This is a genomic window from Agrobacterium leguminum, assembly GCF_005144435.2.
Lineage (GTDB): Bacteria > Pseudomonadota > Alphaproteobacteria > Rhizobiales > Rhizobiaceae > Agrobacterium > Agrobacterium leguminum.
Window position 1 is genome coordinate 2,570,857 of the sequence record NZ_CP120211.1, and the last position, 20,301, is coordinate 2,591,157.

General features: G+C 60.0%; 16 protein-coding genes and 2 riboswitches. Of the genes, 3 read left to right on the forward strand and 13 right to left on the reverse strand.

The window, feature by feature from the left end:
- Positions 1–9 precede the first annotated feature (9 nt).
- The 7 genes from CFBP4996_RS12380 to CFBP4996_RS12410 all read right to left on the reverse strand — a co-directional run bounded on the left by CFBP4996_RS12380 (position 10) and on the right by CFBP4996_RS12410 (position 8,320).
- Positions 10–1,524 carry a M48 family metalloprotease gene (locus tag CFBP4996_RS12380; protein WP_170988553.1) on the reverse strand — a complete coding sequence of 505 codons (1,515 nt, stop codon included), beginning with the start codon at positions 1,522–1,524 and terminating at the stop codon, positions 10–12.
- Positions 1,525–1,777: 253 nt separating this feature from the next.
- Positions 1,778–2,494 carry a thiamine ABC transporter ATP-binding protein gene (locus CFBP4996_RS12385; protein WP_080852993.1) on the reverse strand — a complete coding sequence of 239 codons (717 nt, stop codon included), beginning with the start codon at positions 2,492–2,494 and terminating at the stop codon, positions 1,778–1,780.
- A complete protein-coding gene (gene thiP / locus CFBP4996_RS12390) occupies positions 2,491–4,116 on the reverse strand; it encodes a thiamine/thiamine pyrophosphate ABC transporter permease ThiP (RefSeq protein ID WP_080852992.1) in 1,626 nt (541 codons plus the stop codon). Before thiP ends, CFBP4996_RS12385 begins: the two co-directional genes overlap by 4 nt.
- A gap of 19 nt (positions 4,117–4,135) precedes the next feature.
- A complete protein-coding gene (thiB, locus tag CFBP4996_RS12395; protein ID WP_080852991.1) occupies positions 4,136–5,149 on the reverse strand; it encodes a thiamine ABC transporter substrate binding subunit in 1,014 nt (337 codons plus the stop codon).
- 39 nt (positions 5,150–5,188) lie between these two features.
- A riboswitch (TPP riboswitch) is annotated at positions 5,189–5,299 on the reverse strand.
- A 45-nt stretch (positions 5,300–5,344) separates the two neighbouring features.
- Entirely contained in the window at positions 5,345–5,737 is a 393-nt protein-coding gene (locus CFBP4996_RS12400; RefSeq protein ID WP_003520331.1) for a VOC family protein, read from the reverse strand.
- 98 nt (positions 5,738–5,835) lie between these two features.
- Positions 5,836–7,662 carry an ABC-F family ATP-binding cassette domain-containing protein gene (locus CFBP4996_RS12405; protein ID WP_020811007.1) on the reverse strand — a complete coding sequence of 609 codons (1,827 nt, stop codon included), beginning with the start codon at positions 7,660–7,662 and terminating at the stop codon, positions 5,836–5,838.
- A 4-nt stretch (positions 7,663–7,666) separates the two neighbouring features.
- Positions 7,667–8,320: a thiamine diphosphokinase gene (locus CFBP4996_RS12410; RefSeq protein ID WP_003520329.1), complete on the reverse strand. Its 654-nt coding sequence runs from the start codon at positions 8,318–8,320 to the stop codon at positions 7,667–7,669.
- 89 nt (positions 8,321–8,409) lie between these two features.
- Positions 8,410–8,486, forward strand: a riboswitch (SAM riboswitch).
- Between the two features lie 83 nt (positions 8,487–8,569).
- Here CFBP4996_RS12410 and metA point away from each other — a divergent pair.
- Positions 8,570–9,496 (forward strand): homoserine O-acetyltransferase MetA, encoded by a 927-nt coding sequence (metA, locus tag CFBP4996_RS12415; RefSeq protein ID WP_003520328.1) that lies wholly within the window; start codon positions 8,570–8,572, stop codon positions 9,494–9,496.
- Between the two features lie 176 nt (positions 9,497–9,672).
- Positions 9,673–10,692, forward strand: coding sequence for an aldose epimerase family protein (locus CFBP4996_RS12420; protein WP_080852990.1), 1,020 nt, complete (start codon positions 9,673–9,675; stop codon positions 10,690–10,692).
- A 15-nt stretch (positions 10,693–10,707) separates the two neighbouring features.
- Here CFBP4996_RS12420 and mtgA read toward each other — a convergent pair whose 3' ends face one another.
- Positions 10,708–11,355 carry a monofunctional biosynthetic peptidoglycan transglycosylase gene (gene mtgA / locus CFBP4996_RS12425; RefSeq protein WP_211393980.1) on the reverse strand — a complete coding sequence of 216 codons (648 nt, stop codon included), beginning with the start codon at positions 11,353–11,355 and terminating at the stop codon, positions 10,708–10,710.
- Between the two features lie 236 nt (positions 11,356–11,591).
- On the opposite strand from mtgA, the gene CFBP4996_RS12430 reads away from it, so the two are divergent.
- Positions 11,592–12,506 carry a polyprenyl synthetase family protein gene (locus tag CFBP4996_RS12430; RefSeq protein WP_065657031.1) on the forward strand — a complete coding sequence of 305 codons (915 nt, stop codon included), beginning with the start codon at positions 11,592–11,594 and terminating at the stop codon, positions 12,504–12,506.
- Between the two features lie 30 nt (positions 12,507–12,536).
- On the opposite strand, the gene CFBP4996_RS12435 is transcribed toward CFBP4996_RS12430, so the two are convergent.
- From CFBP4996_RS12435 to pyc, 5 genes are all read right to left on the reverse strand, one after another.
- A complete protein-coding gene (locus CFBP4996_RS12435) occupies positions 12,537–13,199 on the reverse strand; it encodes a YiaD family glycine zipper/OmpA-like lipoprotein (RefSeq protein WP_003520323.1) in 663 nt (220 codons plus the stop codon).
- Between the two features lie 66 nt (positions 13,200–13,265).
- Positions 13,266–14,516: a flavodoxin-dependent (E)-4-hydroxy-3-methylbut-2-enyl-diphosphate synthase gene (gene ispG, locus CFBP4996_RS12440; RefSeq protein ID WP_080852989.1), complete on the reverse strand. Its 1,251-nt coding sequence runs from the start codon at positions 14,514–14,516 to the stop codon at positions 13,266–13,268.
- Positions 14,517–14,636: 120 nt separating this feature from the next.
- On the reverse strand, positions 14,637–15,827 hold the full coding sequence (locus CFBP4996_RS12445; protein ID WP_020810992.1) for an MFS transporter: 1,191 nt from the start codon (positions 15,825–15,827) through the stop codon (positions 14,637–14,639).
- A gap of 12 nt (positions 15,828–15,839) precedes the next feature.
- Positions 15,840–16,640: a DeoR/GlpR family DNA-binding transcription regulator gene (locus CFBP4996_RS12450; RefSeq protein WP_080852988.1), complete on the reverse strand. Its 801-nt coding sequence runs from the start codon at positions 16,638–16,640 to the stop codon at positions 15,840–15,842.
- A 127-nt stretch (positions 16,641–16,767) separates the two neighbouring features.
- Positions 16,768–20,229, reverse strand: a complete 3,462-nt coding sequence (gene pyc / locus CFBP4996_RS12455; RefSeq protein ID WP_080852987.1) for a pyruvate carboxylase — start codon at positions 20,227–20,229, stop codon at positions 16,768–16,770.
- Positions 20,230–20,301: the final 72 nt, after the last annotated feature.

Consider the following 20,301-nt stretch of genomic DNA (forward strand, 5'->3'; position numbering starts at 1 on the left):
GCCGTCAGCTCATTCAGAAATGATCTTCACCCGCTGGCCCGGCTGGATGGTGGCCGTGGCGCTCATGGCATTGATCATGCGGAACATGTCGAGCTTCCGGTCGGTTCCCATCATCCGCGCCGCCATCGTCGCCACGGTTTCACCGGGCTTCACCGTCACCACCCGTACCCTGAGCGGCTTCAGCGAGGCGATTTCCTGCGGCGTCATCTTGCGGAAACTAGTGCGCAATGTATTGGCGATGGAATCGAGCTGCGTATTGCCCTTCGGCACGGCGGTCAGGAAACGGAATATCTGCTGGCCGACACGAATGACGGTCACGTCAAAGTCCCATTTATCCGCACTTGCCCGGGCTGTCGCGGCCTCCAGACCATTGATCTGGGTTTCCTTGACGGTTTCCGGCAACAGACCGGCAACCCAGCCGCTGGTCAGGTAATTGGCAAGGGTCGTCTGTTTCGGATCGGCGACGCCGTCGAAACGGATCGCCATATCGCCCGGTCCCGTCGCCAGAACGGCCTCAACCTTGTTGTCGATGACGAAACCTTCCGGCACATCGAAACGGATGCCGAGCGTTCCGTGCAGGAACGTCTGGCCGCGGACATAACCTTCCTGCGGGCTATCGCCATAAAGCAGGCCGTCTATGCCATCCAGAAACCAGTCGCGACCACGATCCCCGACCTGACCGTCCTGACCGAAGGCGCGGGCATGACGGCGCGCAAGCTCGATGCGCTGCGGCGTGTTGGGGTGGCTGGAAAGGAAGTCGAGGCTCTGGTCGTTTTCGGGATCAGCCGAAGAGAACCGCGCATAGGCCGCCATGGAATCCAGAAAACGCGGCGAGGCAAAGGGGTCGTAACCGGCCTCACCCAGCATCCGCACGCCGATCACATCCGCCTGCAATTCCTGCTGGCGCGAAAAGGCCGCAAGCCGCAGCTTGCCGCGCGCAAGCGCCTGTTTGCCGGCAAGATCGCTCGACAGCACTTCGGCAACCACGCGGCTGGCAATCACCTCCGCCTCTTCGCGGCGCTGGCGTTCGATGCCGTGATTGGCGGTGACATGGCCCATCTCATGCGAAAGCACGGCGGCCACTTCCGAAGCATCGTTGGCAAGCGCCAGAAGCCCGCGCGTCACGTAAAGATAACCGCCGGGCAGCGCAAAGGCGTTGATGGCCGGCGAGTTGAGGATAGTGATGCGGTAAGACTGTTGCGGATTTTCCGAAACGGCGGTCAGCGCACCGGCAATGCGCGCGACAAGCCGTTCCGTCTTGGCGTCACGATATTCACCGCCATAACTCGCCACGATGCGCGGATGCTCGCGCGCGCCCATCTGGGCGCGGGGATCATTCTTCTGCACCTCTTCCACAGTCTGCGGATTATCCGACGGGCGCAGGGTGGACTGGTAGGCCGGGCTGAAGAGAGACTGGCACGACGACAGGAACACCGCAGACGCGGTCAGCACGGAACAGGCGGCAGCCATCCTGCCCGAACGGCGAAGGCCTGAACGGGAGAAGAGCCTCCACAGTGCAGTCATGCTATTTCTCATTCTCTATGCCTGCCCCTAACGTTCCTGATCATCCGTTAATTGCAGACCAGAATAACAGATTCGCCCCAACGGGCGATGAATGCCGAAACGGTAAAAACGATCCATCAAGTCCGGATTATTCCTGAAGAACGCAATAATTCCCATCTTTTCTCGGGCAACAACTTGAAACTGGCAAGTGCAAATTAGCGCCATTGAAGTCATCTAAAGCGATTGCCAGCGGCACACGTCGAAAATAAGGCGATCACCCGTTCAGAAAACTGTCCACCGCCTTCACATTTTGTGTGGCGAAGAAATCTGCGGTCGAGCCGACATAGACAACCCGGCCGCGATCAAGAAAAACCACCTGCTGCGCCAGCTTCTTTATGTCTTCGGGATGGTGGGTGACAATAATCACCGTGTTTTTTGTTTCTCCGTGCAAGTCGAGAAGCAGGGAGGCCATACCCGCCCGCAGTCCCGGATCGAGTGCGGCAAAAGGCTCGTCGAGCAGCATGACCGGTTTTTCCCTGACCAGCGCACGCGCCAGCGCCGCTCTCTGCCTTTCTCCGCCGGAAAGCGTGCCCGGCAAACGTTTGTCGAAACCCGCCAGACCGACACGTGCAAGCGCCATCTCAATCCGTTCCCGGTCTTCCACCCGCAATTTCAGCCCGGGGCTGACACCGAGAGCGACATTGGTGAAGATATCGAGATGCGCAAACAGATTATTATCCTGAAAGATCGATGAGACCGGTCTTTCCGAAGGATCGAACGCCGTCATATCCTGCCCGCAGATCATCACGCGGCCTGAATCCGGCGCCTCGAAACCGGCGACGAGGTTGAGAAGCGTCGACTTGCCCGAACCGGACGCGCCGACGACGGCGGTTATCCGGCTCTGCGGGAATGTGCAATCGAGGTCGAAATCCTGTGTTCCAAGCCGCAGCCTGACCTTGTCCAGCTCAACGGCAAAATCATCGCCTGTCATATGCTCGCCCTTGCTGATTGGGATTGCCGTGCAACACCGCCTGCGGCAAGCAGCAGGCAGACGATACCGAGAAGGAAGGCATAACCGGCGGCGTCATTGGTACGATAGCTGCCCATATTACTATAAACCAGCCATGGCAGGGTGACGAAACTTTCCGACCCGAACAGGGCAACCGCGCCTAAATCGCCGAGAGACAGGGCCATGGCGAAGGAAAACGCCATGGCCAGCGGCCGCCACAGAACCGGAAGATCGGCGAACCGCAGCCGCGTCAGGCCCTGAAGCCCGAGACTGGCGGAAAGTCGGCCGGTGCGCAAAAAATGACTGGTGCAGGCCGGCTCCAGCACCCGCATGGCAAGCGGCAAAGCCATCAGCATGTTGATGAGCGCCACGAGGACCGGCGCATAGAAGCTGACATCGCCGAAAACCCGCAATAACAGGAACCATCCGCTTCCCAATACGACAGGCGGCACCAAAAGCACCAGCGAAGACCCTGCCCCCAGCATGGCGGAGAGGAAGCGCAGGGGTTGCCCCGCCTGCCGTCTGGAGCCTATCGCCTGGCGTGCGCCGATGATCGCCATGCAGCAAAGCACGACAAGGGCTGCGGACAGTGCGGCGATTGCAAGACTGGTCACCGCCGCGCGCAGGAAAATCGGCGCGGACAGAAGACGCGGCAGATCGGCCCTCAAACCCGAGACTGCTATGGCGACAAGCGGCAGGCCAATCAGCAGAACAGCGAACACAATTGCCGCGCCATCCCAGAGGCGGACACCGATACCCTTTCCGTCGAAACGGTGAAGGGAACGACCAAGCGAGGGAATTTCCGCTTCGGGCGACGGCAAAAAGGCAAGAAGGCCGAGCAGGATTGCGGTGAGGGCAATTTGCAAAACCGAAAGCGCAATCGCCCGCTGCGGATCGAAATCGAACCGCAGCGCCTGATAAATCGCCACCTCCAGCGTCGTTGCCGCCGGCCCGCCGCCCAACAGAAGAACGAGCGTGAAGCTGGTGGCGCACAGCATGAAGACAAGCCCGGCAATGCCGGGAACGAGACGCGCGACCGCCGGCCATTCGATAAAACGGAAAATCGAAATCGGCCCCATGCCGAGGCTCGCCGCCATGCGCCAATATTCGCCCGGAATGCGCTCCAGCCCTGCCAGCATCAGCCGCACCGAAAGCGGCAGATTGAAAAACACATGGGCAATAAGAATGCCAGACAGGCCGTAAATGCTGAAAGGTTCATCCGCCCCGGCAAAAACGAGTGCCGAATTCAAAACGCCCTGCCTGCCCCAGATGGTGATGATACCGAAGGCGCCGACGATCACCGGCAGACCCATCGGCACCGCCATCAGTCTGACGATCCAGATCCTTCCCGGAAACTCGCGCCGACGGCAAAGCGCCAGCGCCACCGGCAGGCCGAGACCAATGGAAAGAAGGGTGGAAAGCATTGCCTGATAAAGCGTGAAACGCAGGATGCGCAGCGTATAGGCATCCATGATGCCGGCAGCGGACGCGCCGGCATCGAAGGACAGGAGAGCCGCAACCGCGAGCGCCATGAACAGGAAAACGGCGGCAAAGGCCGCCGTTCCGAAAATGATCGACCGCCGGTAATCGCGACGCAGCATCATGCGCGGGTGTGCCTCTTCCTCAATTCATGCTCATGGCGGCAAGCCATTCATCGATCCATGCCTTGCGGTTCTTCGCCACCTCTTCCGGATCCATCAGGAAAGTCTTCTGCGGCACCACGAGTTTGGAAAACGCCTCCGGCAAGGGCTTAGAGGTCGCCGCAACCGGCATCATCCAGTTGTTTTCCGGAATGGCATCCTGAAAACCGGATGTCAGCGTGAAAGCGAGGAACTGCTTTGCCAGTTCCTTGTGCGGCGCGTTTTTGAGGAGACCGGAAACCTCGATCTGGATGTAATGCCCTTCGGAAAAGGCGGCGGCCTGATAACGATCCGTTTTTTCAGCGACCATGTGATAGGCGGGCGAGGTGGTGTAGGAGAGCACCATCGGCACCTCACCCTTGGTGAAGAGGCCATAGGATTCCGACCAGCCCGGCGTAACGGTGAGAATGCGCTTCCTGAGCTTTTCCCAGGCCTCCGGGGCCTTGTCGCCGTAAACCGATTTCACCCATAGCAGCAGGCCAAGCCCCGGCGTGGAGGTGCGCGGATCCTGAATGACGATTTTCTGCGAGGGGTCGCCTTCCACGAGGTCTTTCAGGCTCGTCGGCGGGCTTTTCACCGTCTGCGTATCATAGATGACAGCGAAATGACCGTAATCATAGGGAACGAAAACATCGTCCGTGTAGCCGCCCGGCACCTTGGCCGCCGATGCATCGATGCCGCTGACATCGAATAGACCGGTCTGTTTTGCTTCCGCGACAAGATTGGTGTCGAGACCGACGACGACATCCGCCTTGGATCCCGCCCCTTCAAGCTTCAGACGATTGAGCAGCGCCACGCCATCGGCCACGCCGACAAAATTGACCGTGCAATTACAAACCTTCTCGAAGGCCTCCTTCACATTGGGACCGGGACCCCATTCGGAAACGAAGCTCTCATAGGTGTAGACGGTCAGTTCCTGTCTATCCTGTGCGACGGCAAGACCGGGCAGAAACAGCGAGGCGGCAACGAGGGAATTCAGGAAAAGACGACGGCGCACGGGTATCTCCTCAAAAAAACGATAGGGAAATAGCCGCCTGCGTTAAAGCCGTCTAATCCCTCCGCCGGTATGAACCGGATCAGGTTCTTCGGGTTGGCAAGCCTCTCAGCCTTTTGCACCCAAGCGCAAAAGACACCCCGTTAGATCAAGATGATGGTGTAGTCCCGCCGTCCCTGATTGGCAAGATGGCCGAGGTCAGCCCTGCTCCGTCATATGCACCAGTTCCCAGACGTGCCCGTCGGGATCCTGAAAGCTGCCGGCATACATGAAGCCATGGTCCTGAACAGGCTTCCAGCCGCTGCCGCCGGAGGCAAGCGCCGTGGCGATCATCCGGTCGATTTCCTCCCTGCTTCCGGCGGAAAGACAGGTCAGAACCTCGGTGGTTCGCGTCGCGTCGGCAATGTCGCCGTTGATGAAATCGCGGAAACGTCCCTCCTGGAGAAGCATCACGAAGATATTCTCTTCCACGATCATGCAGAGCGTGCGGTCATCCGAATATTCCGGGTTGAAGCTGAAACCGAGAGCAGTGAAGAAGTTTCTTGATGTCTCGATATTCTTGACCGGCAGATTGACGAAAATCATGCGCATTTTCACAACTCCTCCAAACGAACGCCGGCATAGAACGGCAATTCTGCTTTTCTGTCAAAGGCCGAAGGAGGGTCGGCCAAACGGGGAACTGATTGCCTTCAGCCCTCCAGTTCCTCGCGCAGCATCTCCAGTTCCAACCATTCTTCTTCCATGGCCTCCAGCTTGTCGCGCAGCTTCGACATTTCCTGCGCCAGCGTGTTGAAGGCCGCCGGGTCCTTTGTGAAAAGTTCCGGATCGGCCATGCGCTGCTCGCGTTTTGCGATTTCGCCTTGCGCCTTCTCCATCTCCTTCGGAAGATTTTCGAGCGCGAATTTCTGCTTGAAGGACAGCTTGCCCTTGGCCTTTGAAGGATCCTGCGATGCAGAGGCTGAAGGTGCTGCCTTCGCCTTTTCCTGTTTCTCAGCCTTGCGTTTTTCTTCCGCCGCGCCCTTGCGCTGCGCCATCATGTCCGAATAGCCACCGGCATATTCGATCCATCGTCCGTCCGGCTCATCCGGATTGACGGGCGCGATGGTGGAGGTGACGGTGCGGTCGAGAAAATCGCGGTCGTGGCTGACAAGGATAACGGTGCCGGAAAAGCCCGCAACGATTTCCTGCAGCAAATCGAGCGTTTCGATATCGAGATCGTTGGTCGGCTCGTCGAGGATCAGAAGATTGGTCGGCCGCGCCAGAATGCGCGCCAGAATAAGGCGCGCGCGCTCGCCGCCGGAAAGGTTGCGGATCGGCGTACGGGCCTGTTCCGGCTGGAACAGGAAATCCTTCATATAGCCGGTAACATGCTTCAATTCGCCGTTGACCAGCAGATTTTCACCGCGGCCATCGGTCAGATAATGCGCGAGCGTATCGTTGGGATTGAGATCCTCGCGTTTCTGGTCGAGCGTCGCAATCTCCAGATTGGTGCCGAGCTTCACCGAGCCGCTATCGGGCTCCAGCTGGCCGGTGAGCATCTTCAGAAGCGTGGTTTTACCGGCGCCATTCGGGCCGACGAAACCGATGCAATCGCCGCGATGGACACGCAGCGAAAACGGCGCGACGATCACGCGCTCGCCATAAGCCTTGGTGATGGCCTCGGCTTCGATAACGAGCTTGCCGGATTCACGCCCTTCGGTAACGGTCGCCTGCACCGTGCCCTGCGGCCCCTTGTGGCCGCGATATTCCGCACGCATGGCCTGAAGCTCGCCGACGCGGCGCATGTTGCGCTTGCGCCTTGCGGTCACGCCATAACGCATCCAGTGTTCTTCGCGCTCGATGGCCTTGCCGAGCTTGTGCTGTTCCAGTTCTTCCTCTTCCAGCACCTTGTCGCGCCATTCCTCGAAATGGGCAAAACCGCGATTGAGACGACGGGACTGGCCACGATCCAGCCAGACGGTCGAGGTCGAGACCTTTTCGAGAAAACGCCGGTCATGCGAAATCAGCACCAGCGCGCTGCGCGTCTGCTGCAGCTCGCTTTCAAGCCATTCGATGGTGGGCAAATCGAGATGGTTGGTCGGTTCGTCCAGCATCAGGATATCGGGTTCCGGCGCCATGACGCGGGCAAGAGCCGCACGTCGCGCTTCACCGCCGGAAAGGCTCGCCGGATGTTCCTGCCCGGTGAGGCCAAGATGCTCCAGAAGATAGGTGACGCGATAGGGATCGTCACCGGGGCCGAGCCCCGCTTCGGCATAGGCCTGAACCGTGTCGTAACCGGCAAAATCCGGAGCCTGCTCCAGATAACGGATGGTGGCGGCCGGATGCCGGAAAACCTCGCCCGACTGCGCCTCGACCAGACCCGCAGCGATCTTCATCAGGGTGGACTTGCCGGAACCGTTGCGCCCGACGAGGCAGATGCGGTCGCCCGGTTCCACCTGGAGATTGGCGCCGTCGAGCAGCGGGGTCACGCCGAAGGTCAGCTTGATGTCATCGAGTTTCAAAATTGGGGGTGCCAAGGCGTCAGGCTCCGGTCAGATCATAAGGGCGGGCGAGCACGATGGCTTTTCCGCTTTTCAGCGAGAAATGCACGGGGCCGCCATTCGCGACATTGGAAATAGTGCGGGACGAACCGAAAGCAAGCGCGAAATCCTTCAGCGGATAACGCACATTGCCGATATCGAGCCCCTCAAGGGCAGTAAATCCGGCAACCGAAAACAGCGAGGCGGGCGGCAGATCGATATCCAGCGAACCGGCAAGCAGCGGCCGCGCCTCTTCTTCACCGGAGGTCAGCGTAACGTCGATACCACGTTCGGCGAGCGCCACCGCGTAAAGGAGGTGCTGAAGCGCATGGTCGCTTCTCGCGCCGCCAAGCGCACCGACAAGCACCAGCGAATGCGCGCCACGGGAGAGAGCTTCCGATACCGCGATCTCGCCATCCGTCACCGCCTTTGCGGCCGGGTATGGCTGCCGCGCTACATCGGGCCAGGCCTCCAGCAACTCTTTGCTGGCGGAATCGAAATCCCCGACCCACAACTCCGGCGCAAGGCCAAGCGGCCCGGCATGGCGCATGCCGCCGTCGGCCGCAATCACACGGCTATCCGCGACCGCCTCTTGCAGACGATCGGTTACCGTAACATCGCCGCCAAGCAGAATGGTGAAACGCTCTTTATCCATGCCCTGCCTTATCGCACCTCGGCCAAAAATGGAAAGCGGAAACCCGATGAAATCGGCCTATATTGATTTTCGCCGGCTTCGGGATTATGAAACGCCTCAGTGGTGATTTGCCGACCGGCTTGCAGCCACTTTAAAGAAGTCGCTAAAGGGTCGAGGAAAAAGGCAATTTCCTGGGACCGGTCGCGATTTCGCTGCCGGTTTTTTTGTTTTCGCAACGTTCTTTACGTGATCCGGAAAAGAGAGTTCGACATGCCGATCAAGATTCCCGATACGCTTCCCGCTTTTGAGACCCTCGTTCATGAGGGCGTGCGGGTCATGACCGAAACGGCGGCCATCCGGCAGGATATCCGCCCGCTCCAGATCGGGCTTCTCAACCTCATGCCGAACAAGATCAAGACGGAAATCCAGATGGCGCGCCTTGTCGGCGCCTCGCCGCTGCAGGTGGAGCTGTCGCTGGTGCGGATCGGCGGCCATCGCGCCAAGAACACGCCGGAAGAACATCTTCTGTCCTTCTACGAGACGTGGGAGGAAGTGCGCCACCGCAAGTTTGACGGTTTCATCATTACCGGCGCGCCCGTGGAGACGCTGGCCTATGAAGACGTGACTTACTGGAACGAAATGCGACAAATTTTCGAATGGACGCAAACCAACGTTCATTCGACGCTGAATGTCTGCTGGGGCGCGATGGCCGCCATCTATCATTTCCACGGCGTGCCGAAACACGAGCTGAAGGAAAAGGCTTTCGGGGTCTACCGTCACCGCAATCTCTGCCCCTCATCAATCTATCTGAACGGATTTTCGGACGATTTCCAGGTCCCGGTCTCGCGCTGGACGGAAGTACGCCGCGCCGATATCGAAAAACATCCGAAACTCGAAATCCTGATGGAATCCGAGGAAATGGGCGTTTGTCTGGTGCATGAGAAAGAGGGCAACCGGCTCTATATGTTCAACCATGTCGAATATGATTCGACATCGCTTTCGGACGAGTATTTCCGTGACGCGAATGCCGGCGTGCCCATCAAGCTGCCGCATGATTATTTTCCGCACAACGACCCGGAGCTCGCTCCGCTCAACCGCTGGCGCAGCCATGCCCATCTGTTTTTCGGCAACTGGATCAACGAGATATACCAGACGACACCCTACGATCTCGAAGCCATCGGGCAACTGGCGGCGTAAAGCGCGTCGCGTTTTATCGAACGCATGCGACGCGCTTTCGTTCTGTTTTAAGCATGTCTTTTTCCCAAAACCGCGGCACACTTTTGGGAGACATGCTTTGAATTGCGGGATTGCGAATTGCCGGAAAATGACGCAACGTCCGCCCGGCAATTCGCAACACCAGGGAGAATGACGAGATGAGCGACGCGGCGGCGCGGGAGAATTTCGGTTTCACGGCGACCGGCGAAAAGGTCGAACGCGTCACCATCTCGAAAGACGGACTGACGGCCAAGGTCATCACCTGGGGCGCGGTCATTCAGGATTTGCGCCTTGAAGGCCACCAGCCGCCGCTCGTTCTCGGCTTCGACAGGTTCGAGGATTACAAATATTCCTCCTATTTCGGCGCCACCCCCGGCCGCAACGCCAACCGCATCGGCGACGGTCGGTTCTCCATCGACGGGCACGAATACCAGCTGGAGCTCAACGAAAAGGGCGTGACCCACCTGCATGGCGGCAGCGACGGCATGGGCAAGCGCAACTGGATGCTGATGGAACATGGCGAAAGCCATGCGGTTCTGCAGATCATCGACCCCGATGGCCGCGCCGGTTATCCCGGCAATTGCACGGTCACGGCCACCTATACGATCCTCGACGGCGGCGTGCTTTCGGTGGTCTATGAAACGGTGACCGACAAGCCGACCATCGCCAATGTCTGCCAGCATTCCTATTTCAATCTCGATGGCGCAGACACCGCACTTGGGCATGAGATCAGCATCGCGGCTGATTTTTACCTGCCCACCAATGACAAGCAGATACCGACGGGCGAAATCCGCTCCGTCGAAGGCACCGTCTTCGACCTGCGCCACCCGACACCGATGCGGCGCAAGGAGAATGGCGAGCAGGTTCTCTACGACCATAATTTCTGCCTCTCGCCCGAGCGCCGCGCAAAACGCAAGGTTGCCCGCGCCTATTCACCGGCCTCCGATATCGCCCTTGAGGTTCACACCACCGAACCCGGTGTGCAGTTTTATTCGGCCTTCAAACTGGATGTCCCGGTTCCGGGCCTCGATGGCCGTCACTACGGCCCCTTTGCCGGTTTCTGCCTGGAAACGCAGATTTGGCCGGACGCCGTCAACCACCCGGATTTCCCGCACGCCATCCTGCGGCCGGGTGAAACGCTGCGACAGGAAACCGACTATATTTTCAAGAAAGGCTGAAGCGGCGCGCCGGGGTCAATCCAGCACGCAGCCGACATAGCCGCCGGAAGCGCGGGCGCGCCGTTCGATAAGGCCGGCAAGCCGTTGCAGCCCGCGTCCCGGCTTGCTGGCGACGCGGTCGATTGGATTGGGTAATGACACAGCCAGCAACGCCGCCTGACGGGAGCTGAGTTTTGCGGCCGGCACCTTGAAATGGTGCTGGGCGGCAGCCTCGATTCCATAAATGCCCGGTCCCCATTCGGCAACGTTGAGATAAATCTCCATCATCCGTTTTTTGGACCAGACGAAATCGGCAGCAATCGCCAGCGGCAACTCCAGCCCTTTGCGTAAAAACGAGCGGCCGTTCCATAAAAACAGATTCTTGGCCGTCTGCATCGGAATGGTGCTCGCCCCACGCGTCGCGGCCCCGTCAAGCGCATTGCTGACCACGGACTGCATCTGGTTCCAGTCCACACCGCCATGGAAACAGAATTGCCCGTCCTCGGACATCATCACGGATTGCACAAGGCGCGGCGAAATATCCTCAAGCGGCACCCAGCGCCGGTCATATCCCTGCAGGGTCACCAGATCGGCGAGCATCAGCGTCGAGACCGGCCGGATAAACGGCAGCGCATAAACCGGAATCAGCAGATAGGGCAGGATCAGCAAAGCCAGCAAGGTCATGACGATACGCTTTGCCAACGTGCGAAAATCCACCTTCGGACTGCTCCGGTCTTCCGCCAGCACGGCGTAATCTGCGTCGCTTTCAGGCGTACTGCTCAATATTCGTCAAAGCCCCGCACCAATTGAAGCCTTTCATAGTCCATTGCCGCCTTCAAGGCGAGTCCGCTCAAATAGTTGCACCTCTGGAATCACGAAAAGGTTTGCCTGCATTCGCGCGGCATGCCAAAGAGCGCGGCATGGACGCTGCGATGACAAATTTCGAAACGAAGCTGCGCGAAAACGCGGCTAAAACCGAAGCCCTGCTTGGCCGCCTGCTTTCCGGCGAAGCCCGCGCAGATGAGATCACTCGTCCGCAAAACCTGCTCGATGCCATGCGCCATGGCGTGCTGAACGGCGGTAAACGCCTGCGGCCCTTCCTCGTCATCGAAAGTGCCGCCCTTGCGGGCGGGAATGCCGAAGCAGCCCTTTATGTCGGCGCGGCACTGGAATGCCTCCATTGTTATTCGCTTGTTCATGACGATCTGCCGGCCATGGACGACGACGACCTGCGCCGCGGCCAGCCGACCGTGCATCGCAAATTCGATGAGGCGACCGCAATTCTCGCCGGCGACAGCCTGCTGACGCTTGCCTTCGACATCATCGCCTCGGACGAAAATCCGCTTGCGGCCGAGCGCAAGGCCGCGCTCGTACTTTCGCTTGCCCGCGCGGCGGGCATCGGCGGCATGGCCGGCGGCCAGGCGCTCGATCTCGCTGCGGAAAAGAAAGCACCCGATGAAGCCGGCGTCATTACATTGCAGGCTATGAAAACCGGTGCACTGCTGCGTTTTGCCTGCGAAGCAGGCGCAATCATCGCCGGCAGCGATGTTTCCGAAAGGCAAAGGCTGCGTCTCTTCGGCGAAAAGATCGGCCTCGCCTTTCAGCTTGCCGACGACCTTCTGGATTTGACGGCCGATGCCGCCACCATGGGCAAGGCAACCGGCAAGGATGCCGCACGTGGCAAGGGAACGCTTGTGGCGCTACGCGGCGAGGACTGGGCGCGCAGCCAGCTGCGGGAGCAAGTGGCGGAAGCCAGCGAACTGCTGGCCCCTTATGGCGAAAAGGCCGCGATTCTCATCGCGGCCGCCAGATTCATCGCTGAACGAAAGAGCTGAGCGGCTTCCACTCAGCTTTTCATCACCCAATCAGCCCTTGAGCGGCGAAATCAGCACTTCGACGCGACGGTTCTGAGCGCGGCCATCCGGCGTTGCATTCGAAGCGATCGGCTGCGACGGGCCGAAGCCGAGTGTCGAAATACGGCGCTGGTCGACGCCACGCGCGCCGAGATAATTGGCGACCGATGCGGCACGGCGTTCCGAAAGGCCCTGATTGTAACCGGCGCTGCCGGTCGAATCGGTATGGCCGTTGATGTCGATGAGCGTGCGGTTGAACTTGTTCAGCACGATGGCGACGGAATCGAGCGTCTGATAGAATGGCGGGATGACCTGATCCTGGTCCGTCGCGAAGGTGATGTTCGACGGCATGTTGAGAACGATGCTGTCGCCACGGCGGGTAACCGAAACGCCGGTTCCCTGAAGCTGGGCGCGAAGCTCGGCTTCCTGGCCATCCATGTAATTGCCGATGGCGCCGCCGGCGAGCGCGCCGATGCCCGCACCGATAAGCGCGGCATTGCGGCGACCGGTCGGCGAACCGCCGACAGCCAGACCACCCAAAGCACCGACCACGGCGCCGATGCCGGCGCCGCCGGCCGTGTTCGACATCTTCTGCTCACCCGTATACGGATCGGTGGTGGTGCAGGCGGAAAGATAGGTCCCGCAAAGGGCGACGATCGCGATTTTTTTGATCATGTGTTTTGATGCTCCGAGAGGTTCAGGAGGTATGACAGTGGAATTCCGGCCTTTTCACGGTACTCTTTACTCCGCCGCATCTTTCCGGCCAAAACGCTTTTCGATGTAATCGATCACAAGCGCTTCAAAATCGGCGGCGATATTGGGACCACGCAGGGTCAGCGCCTTTTCACCGTCGATAAAGACGGGCGCTGCCGGGTTTTCACCGGTTCCGGGCAGGGAAATGCCGATATCGGCATGTTTGCTTTCACCGGGGCCGTTGACGATACAGCCCATGACGGCGACATTGAGCGCCTCGACGCCCGGATATTTCTCACGCCAGATCGGCATGTTCTTGCGAATATCGTTCTGGATGTTCTGGGCAAGTTCCTGAAAGACGGTGGACGTGGTGCGTCCGCAGCCGGGACATGCCGCAACGACCGGAATGAACTGACGGAAACCCATGACCTGCAGCAATTCCTGCGCCACCTGCACTTCGCGGGTGCGGTCGCCATTCGGCTCCGGCGTCAGCGACACGCGGATCGTATCGCCGATGCCGTGCTGCAAGACGTAGCCCATGGCGGCGGACGAGGCGACGATGCCCTTGGAGCCCATGCCCGCTTCGGTGAGGCCGAGATGCAGGGCGTGATCGGAGCGTTCCGACAGCATGGAATAAACGGCGATCAGGTCCTGCACCTGGCTGACCTTGGCCGACAGGATGATGCGGTTGCGCGGCAGGCCGATCTCTTCGGCAAGCTCGGCGGAAATCAGCGCCGACTGAACGATGGCCTCACGCGTGACCTGACGGGCGGAGAGAGGGAAACCCTGCTCCTTGTTCTTGTCCATCAGCGTCGTCAGAAGTTCCTGATCGAGCGACCCCCAGTTGACGCCGATTCGCACCGGCTTGTCGTAGCGGATCGCCATTTCGACGATCTCGCCGAACTGTTTGTCCTTCTTGTCCTTGAAGCCGACATTGCCCGGATTGATGCGGTATTTCGCCAGCGCTTCGGCACAGGCCGGATGATCGGCCAGAAGCTTGTGGCCGATATAATGGAAATCGCCGACAAGCGGCACATCAAGCCCAAGACGCAGCAGCCGTTCGCGGATTTTCGGCACGGCGGCCGCGCTCTCGTCGCGGTCGACGGTGATGCGCACGATTTCCGAACCGGCCCGGAAGAGCGACGCCACCTGCTGCACGGTGGCGTCGATATCCGCCGTATCGGTGTTGGTCATCGACTGCACGACGACGGGCGCGCCGCCACCGACGATGACACCGCCCACGTCTACGGCGACGGATGCGCGGCGGGGCTTGGGATCGTAATCGGCATGTGACGTCATGGCGGTCTCTGGAGCTTGCGGCAAGGTCTGGCAATTGAGGTGAAACAAGGGGGCCTGCTTGTCAACACCCAACGCATGAGAGCTTCTACTTTACCGCAATCATGGCAAAATTCGAGACGCCTATTCCTTGCCCGCGCCATCCGCATGGCGGGCGAGCCGCGAAAGCAGCAGAACCACCACATGCAAGAGCGGCAGGGCGATGAAGACGCTGGCAAGACCGGTATGCTCGGCAATAAAGCCGATGGCCGATGGCGCCACCAGAATACCGGAATAGCCCATGGTGGTGACCACCGAGAGACCAATGCCGGGCGCCAGTCCCGGCATGTTGCCGGCGGCGGAAAAGGCAATGGGCACCATGTTGGAAATGCCGATGCCGGCAATCGCGAAGCCGATGATCGCGATAGTGGAATTTCCCGCAAGACCAGCAATCATAAGACCGATAATCGACATGGCCGAACAAAAGCGCAGGGTCGTCACGGCACCGAAGCGGTCACGCACCAGATCGCCGGCAAAACGCATGGCCGCCATGGTCATGGAAAAGGCCGCGAAGGCGAAACCGGACTGCGATACCGAAGCACCGAGTTCATTGCGCAGATAAAGTGCGCCCCAGTCGAGGATAGCGCCTTCAGGAATCATCGAGAACAGCGCCATCAGGCCGATGATCCACGGCAGCGGCGTCAGCGGCAGGCCGCCTTTCGGTCGCTCTTCCTCCGGATGCGGACGATCCGCAAGGACGCGCGGCCACGCGATGACCAGCAGCACGAGTGCGATGACCGTCAGCGCAATGGCGTGCCCCTGCACACCGATGGCCGTGATGAGATAACCGCCAAGACCGGCGCCGATCAGGCCGCCAAGGCTCCAGAAGGCGTGGCACGACGACATGATGGCGCGGCGCATATCCCGTTCCACCGCCACGGCATTGGCGTTCATGGCGACATCCATCGCCCCCGTCAGCCCGCCGAACAGAAACACCGCAATCACCCCGGCCCACACCGTGCCCGCCCAGGAAATGAAAAGCAGAGTCGGCAAAAAGATCGCCGCAGTGACGAGGCTCACCGTACGCGAGCCGAAACGGGCGATCTGCGAACCGGCAATCGGCATGAAAACCAGCGAACCGATGCCGAAGACCAGAATGATCAGGCCGAGCGCGCTCTCACTGAGGGACAGGCGCGCCGCAAATTCCGGAATCTTGGGCGCCCATGACCCCATCATGAAACCGTTCATCAAGAACAGCAGGGAAACGCCCAGCCTGTGCCGCGTCAGATAGGACGAGCGTATGCCTGTCGGCGAAAATGTCGTGGGGCCATTCATCGGCAATATCCTTCAGACTTGACCATGAGAAAACTGAGCGACGTCATCATCGCCGCAATAAACCTGTACGCCCTTTGCCGACAGCGCCTCGACGAATGCACGGTCGGCATCCTGTTCCAGCACGAGGGAAAGAGGTGGGGAGAAATCATGCACATGGAAAGCTGCCCTGTGGCCGAGCTTTTCCGTGGTGATGGCGGCGACAATCCGCTGGCTGGCGCTGCAGGCGAGCCGCTTGAACACCGCATCCTCGAAAACATCCGCCGACAGACCCGTCTCGGCCGCAACGCCGCAGACACCGAGAATGCAGAGATCGGGCCGCATCAGTTCGAGCTGCCGAAGCGCCATGGCGTCGATCGCAGCACCTACGGCCGGATCGACCTTGCCGCCGATCAGCACCAGATCGATATCGGCCCGCCCCGTCAGTTCAGCGGCAATGGCGGGCGTATTCGTCACCACCGTCAGATTGAGCCCTGCGGGAAGCGCCCTTGCAATGGCGAGATTGGTGGAACCGGCATCGATGAAGACGACCATGCCCGGTTCGAGAAGCGGGACAACGGCGCGCGCCAGCAGGGCCTTGCGGTCCGCATCCTCGGCAATGCGCGTCTTCAGCGGCACCGTTTTGCTGTCGGAAAGCAACGCTCCGCCATAAACCCGCAGGCATTCGCCACGGGCTGCCATCTCACGCAGGTCGCGGCGCACGGTGTCTTCGGAAACGCCGAAATTCTGCGCGAGATCCTGCGCCAGCACCCGGCCGCTTTGCCGTAACTGCGCAAGGATGAGCGCCTGCCGCTCGCTAACAAAATGATCGCTCATCGGAACTCATGCATAAACAGGAATAAACGTGCACGAACATGCATATTCGAGTTTTTACGGCCGCGCAACAAAAAACGCCCGCCGGAGAGGCGGGCGTCTGACACTGCATCAATGATCGGATACGGCTTTATTCCCCGTAAGCGATCAACAGATCCTTCGCATCGATCTGGTCGCCGGGGCGCACCAGAACTTCTGCGATCTTGCCGTCGCGTTCGGCGTGAAGCGCGGTTTCCATCTTCATCGCCTCGATGGAAAGCAGCACGTCGCCAGCCTTGACGTCCTGGCCCTGGTTGACGAAGACGCGGCTGATCACGCCTGGCATCGGCGCGCCGATATGGACGGCATTGCCAGGTTCGGCCTTGCGGCGCACGGCGGAGCCGGAAGCACCATGGGCACGATCCGGCACCTTGATGCGGCGCGGCTGGCCGTTGATCTCGAAGAACACCGTCACCATGCCCTTGTCATCCGTGCCGGACGAGGCCTGATTGACGATGACAAGCGTTTTGCCGCGTTCGATATCGGCAAACAGTTCCTCGCCGTCCTCCATGCCGTAGAAATAGGCATGGGTGGGCAGCACCGAAACCGGGCCATAGGTCTCGGCTGTCAGCGCGAAATCCGTGAATACCTTCGGATACATCAGATAGGACGCGAACTCGAAATCGTCGACCTTGCGCTCCAGCTTGGTCTCGATCACCTTCCGTTCGGCATCGAGATCGGCATCTTCCAGCAGCGAACCCGGACGGACCGTATAGGGCGCTTCGCCCTTCAGCGCCTTTTTCTGCAGGGCTGCCGGCCAGCCGCCGGGCGACTGTCCAAGATCGCCCTTCAGCATCGACACCACCGATTCCGGGAAAGACACTTCACGATCGGGGTTTTCAACGTCGGCCACCGTCAGATCCTGACTGACCATCATCAGCGCCATATCACCGACGACCTTGGAGGACGGCGTCACCTTGACGATATCGCCGAACATGCGGTTGGCGTCGGCATAGGCCTGAGCCACCTCGTGCCAGCGGCTTTCGAGACCCAGCGAACGCGCCTGTTCCTTGAGGTTGGTGAACTGGCCGCCCGGCATTTCGTGCAGATAAACTTCCGAGGCCGGTCCCTTGAGATCGCTCTCGAAGGCGGCATACTGGTTGCGCACAGCCTCCCAATAGAAGGAAATGCGGCGGATCCATTCGGTGTCGAGACCCGTATCGCGTTCCGACCCCGCCAGCGCCTCCACGATCGAGCCGAGGCATGGCTGCGACGTATTGCCCGAGAAGGCATCCATTGCAGCATCGACGGCGTCGACACCGGCATCCACGGCCGCAAGAACGGTCGCGGCGGAAATGCCCGAGGTATCGTGGGTGTGGAAGTGGATCGGCAGACCGGTCGCCTCACGCAGCGCCTTGAACAGAACCCTGGCGGCGGCCGGTTTCAACAGGCCCGCCATGTCCTTGACGGCGATGATATGAGCTCCGGCCTTTTCAAGCTCGGCGGCAAGGTTGGTATAATATTTGAGATCGTACTTCGGACGCGCCGAATTCAACAGATCGCCGGTATAGCAGATGGTCGCCTCGCAGAGCTTGTTCTCCTCGGCAATCGCATCCATCGAGACGCGCATATTCTCCACCCAGTTCAGGCAGTCGAAGACGCGGAAAAGATCGACCCCGCCCTTTGCGGCCTGACGGACGAAATATTTGACGACATTGTCGGGATAATTCTTGTATCCCACGCCGTTAGCGCCGCGCAGAAGCATCTGCAGCAGCAGGTTCGGCGCGCCTTCGCGGATCAGCGCAAGACGCTCCCATGGGTCTTCCGTCAGGAAGCGCATGGAAACGTCGAACGTCGCCCCGCCCCAGCATTCCAGCGAGAGAAGCTGCGGCAGCGCCTTGGCGTAAACGCTGGCGACGCGGGCAATATCATGGGTGCGAACGCGGGTGGCCAGCAGCGACTGGTGCCCGTCGCGCATGGTCGTATCGGTAACCAGAACGCGTTTTTCATTGCGCATCCAGTCCGCAAAGCCCTTCGGGCCAAGCTTGTCCAGCAACTGCTTGGTGCCATCGGGCGTCGGCGCATCGATATAAGGCACGACGGGCTTTGCCGCCTTTTCGGACGGCCTGGCGCGACCCTTGGTTTCCGGGTGGCCGTTGACGGTCACGTCGGCAAGATAGGTCAGGAGCTTCGTGGCACGGTCCTGACGCTTCACCTGCGCGAACAGTTCCGGCGTCGAATCGATGAAGCGGGTCGTATAGGTATTGTTGCGGAAACTGTCGTGACCGATGATGGCTTCGAGGAAGGTGAGGTTCGTTGCCACGCCGCGAATACGGAATTCGCGCAGCGCGCGGTCCATGCGGTTGATCGCCTCATCCGGTTGCGGCGCCCAGGCCGTTACCTTGACGAGCAGCGGATCGTAATAGCGGGTGATGACAGCGCCGGTATAGGAAGTGCCGCCATCCAGACGGATACCGAAGCCAGAGGCGGAACGGTAGGCGGTGATACGGCCATAGTCCGGAATGAAGTTATGTTCCGGGTCTTCCGTCGTGATACGGCACTGCAGCGCGTGGCCGTTGAGACGGATATCCTCCTGGCGAGGCACGCCGGATTCCGCCGTGCCGATGGCGGCGCCTTCGAGAATATGGATCTGCGCCTTGACGATATCGATACCGGTCACGACTTCGGTAACGGTATGCTCCACCTGGATGCGCGGATTGACCTCGATGAAGTAAAATCTGCCGGTATCGGCATCCATCAGATATTCGACCGTGCCGGCGCCTATATAATTGGTCGCGGCGGCGATCTTCAGGGAGTAGGCAGCCAGTTCCTGACGCTGCGCTTCGGTGAGATAGGGCGCGGGCGCACGCTCGACCACCTTTTGATTGCGGCGCTGGATCGAACAATCACGCTCGAACAGATGCACGACATTGCCATGCGTATCGCCGAGAATCTGGCTTTCGACGTGACGCGCACGCTCGACCAGCTTTTCGAGATAGACCTCGTCCTTGCCGAAGGCGGCCTTCGCCTCGCGCTTGGCCTCGGTCACCTCACGCGCCAGGTCTTCCTTTTTGCGGATGGCGCGCATGCCGCGGCCGCCGCCGCCCCAGGAGGCTTTCAGCATGACCGGATAGCCGATTTCCTCGGCCATGCGCTCCACCTCGGCGATATCGTCCGGCAGCGGATCGGTAGCGGGAACAACGGGGACGTTGACCGAGATCGCCAGATTGCGCGCGGCCACCTTGTTGCCGAGCTGGCGCATCGTATCGGCCGTCGGTCCGATGAAGGTGATGCCGGCCTTGTTGCAGGCCTCCACGAATTCGGGGCTTTCAGACAGAAGGCCGTAACCGGGATGGATCGCGTCCGCTCCGGAGAGCCTGGCTACGCGAATAACCTCCTCGATCGAAAGATAGCTCTCGATCGGTCCCATATCCTTGGCGAGATGCGGACCCCTGCCGACCTGATAGGATTCGTCCGCCTTGAAGCGGTGCAAAGACAGCTTGTCCTCTTCCGCCCAAATCGCAACGGTTTTAATCCCAAGCTCGTTCGCTGCCCGGAAAACGCGGATCGCAATTTCGGATCGGTTGGCAACAAGTATTTTCGATATTTTCAAGACGGTCTCCCCACACGCCAAAACAAAATTTCTGCTGCACTGCGGAATTAAGCAGCAAAACCCGGTCTTGGA

What these genes read in the sequence shown, in the direction of transcription:
- CFBP4996_RS12380 (WP_170988553.1), bottom strand. Translation starts at nt 1,524, where the DNA reads ATGACTGCACTGTGGAGGCTCTTCTCCCGTTCAGGCCTTCGCCGTTCG.
- CFBP4996_RS12385 (WP_080852993.1), bottom strand. Translation starts at nt 2,494, where the DNA reads ATGACAGGCGATGATTTTGCCGTTGAGCTGGACAAGGTCAGGCTGCGG.
- thiP (WP_080852992.1), bottom strand. Translation starts at nt 4,116, where the DNA reads ATGATGCTGCGTCGCGATTACCGGCGGTCGATCATTTTCGGAACGGCG.
- CFBP4996_RS12400 (WP_003520331.1), bottom strand. Translation starts at nt 5,737, where the DNA reads ATGCGCATGATTTTCGTCAATCTGCCGGTCAAGAATATCGAGACATCA.
- CFBP4996_RS12410 (WP_003520329.1), bottom strand. Translation starts at nt 8,320, where the DNA reads ATGGATAAAGAGCGTTTCACCATTCTGCTTGGCGGCGATGTTACGGTA.
- metA (WP_003520328.1), top strand. Translation starts at nt 8,570, where the DNA reads ATGCCGATCAAGATTCCCGATACGCTTCCCGCTTTTGAGACCCTCGTT.
- CFBP4996_RS12420 (WP_080852990.1), top strand. Translation starts at nt 9,673, where the DNA reads ATGAGCGACGCGGCGGCGCGGGAGAATTTCGGTTTCACGGCGACCGGC.
- mtgA (WP_211393980.1), bottom strand. Translation starts at nt 11,355, where the DNA reads ATGACCTTGCTGGCTTTGCTGATCCTGCCCTATCTGCTGATTCCGGTT.
- CFBP4996_RS12430 (WP_065657031.1), top strand. Translation starts at nt 11,592, where the DNA reads ATGGACGCTGCGATGACAAATTTCGAAACGAAGCTGCGCGAAAACGCG.
- CFBP4996_RS12435 (WP_003520323.1), bottom strand. Translation starts at nt 13,199, where the DNA reads ATGATCAAAAAAATCGCGATCGTCGCCCTTTGCGGGACCTATCTTTCC.
- ispG (WP_080852989.1), bottom strand. Translation starts at nt 14,516, where the DNA reads ATGACGTCACATGCCGATTACGATCCCAAGCCCCGCCGCGCATCCGTC.
- CFBP4996_RS12445 (WP_020810992.1), bottom strand. Translation starts at nt 15,827, where the DNA reads ATGAATGGCCCCACGACATTTTCGCCGACAGGCATACGCTCGTCCTAT.
- CFBP4996_RS12450 (WP_080852988.1), bottom strand. Translation starts at nt 16,640, where the DNA reads ATGAGCGATCATTTTGTTAGCGAGCGGCAGGCGCTCATCCTTGCGCAG.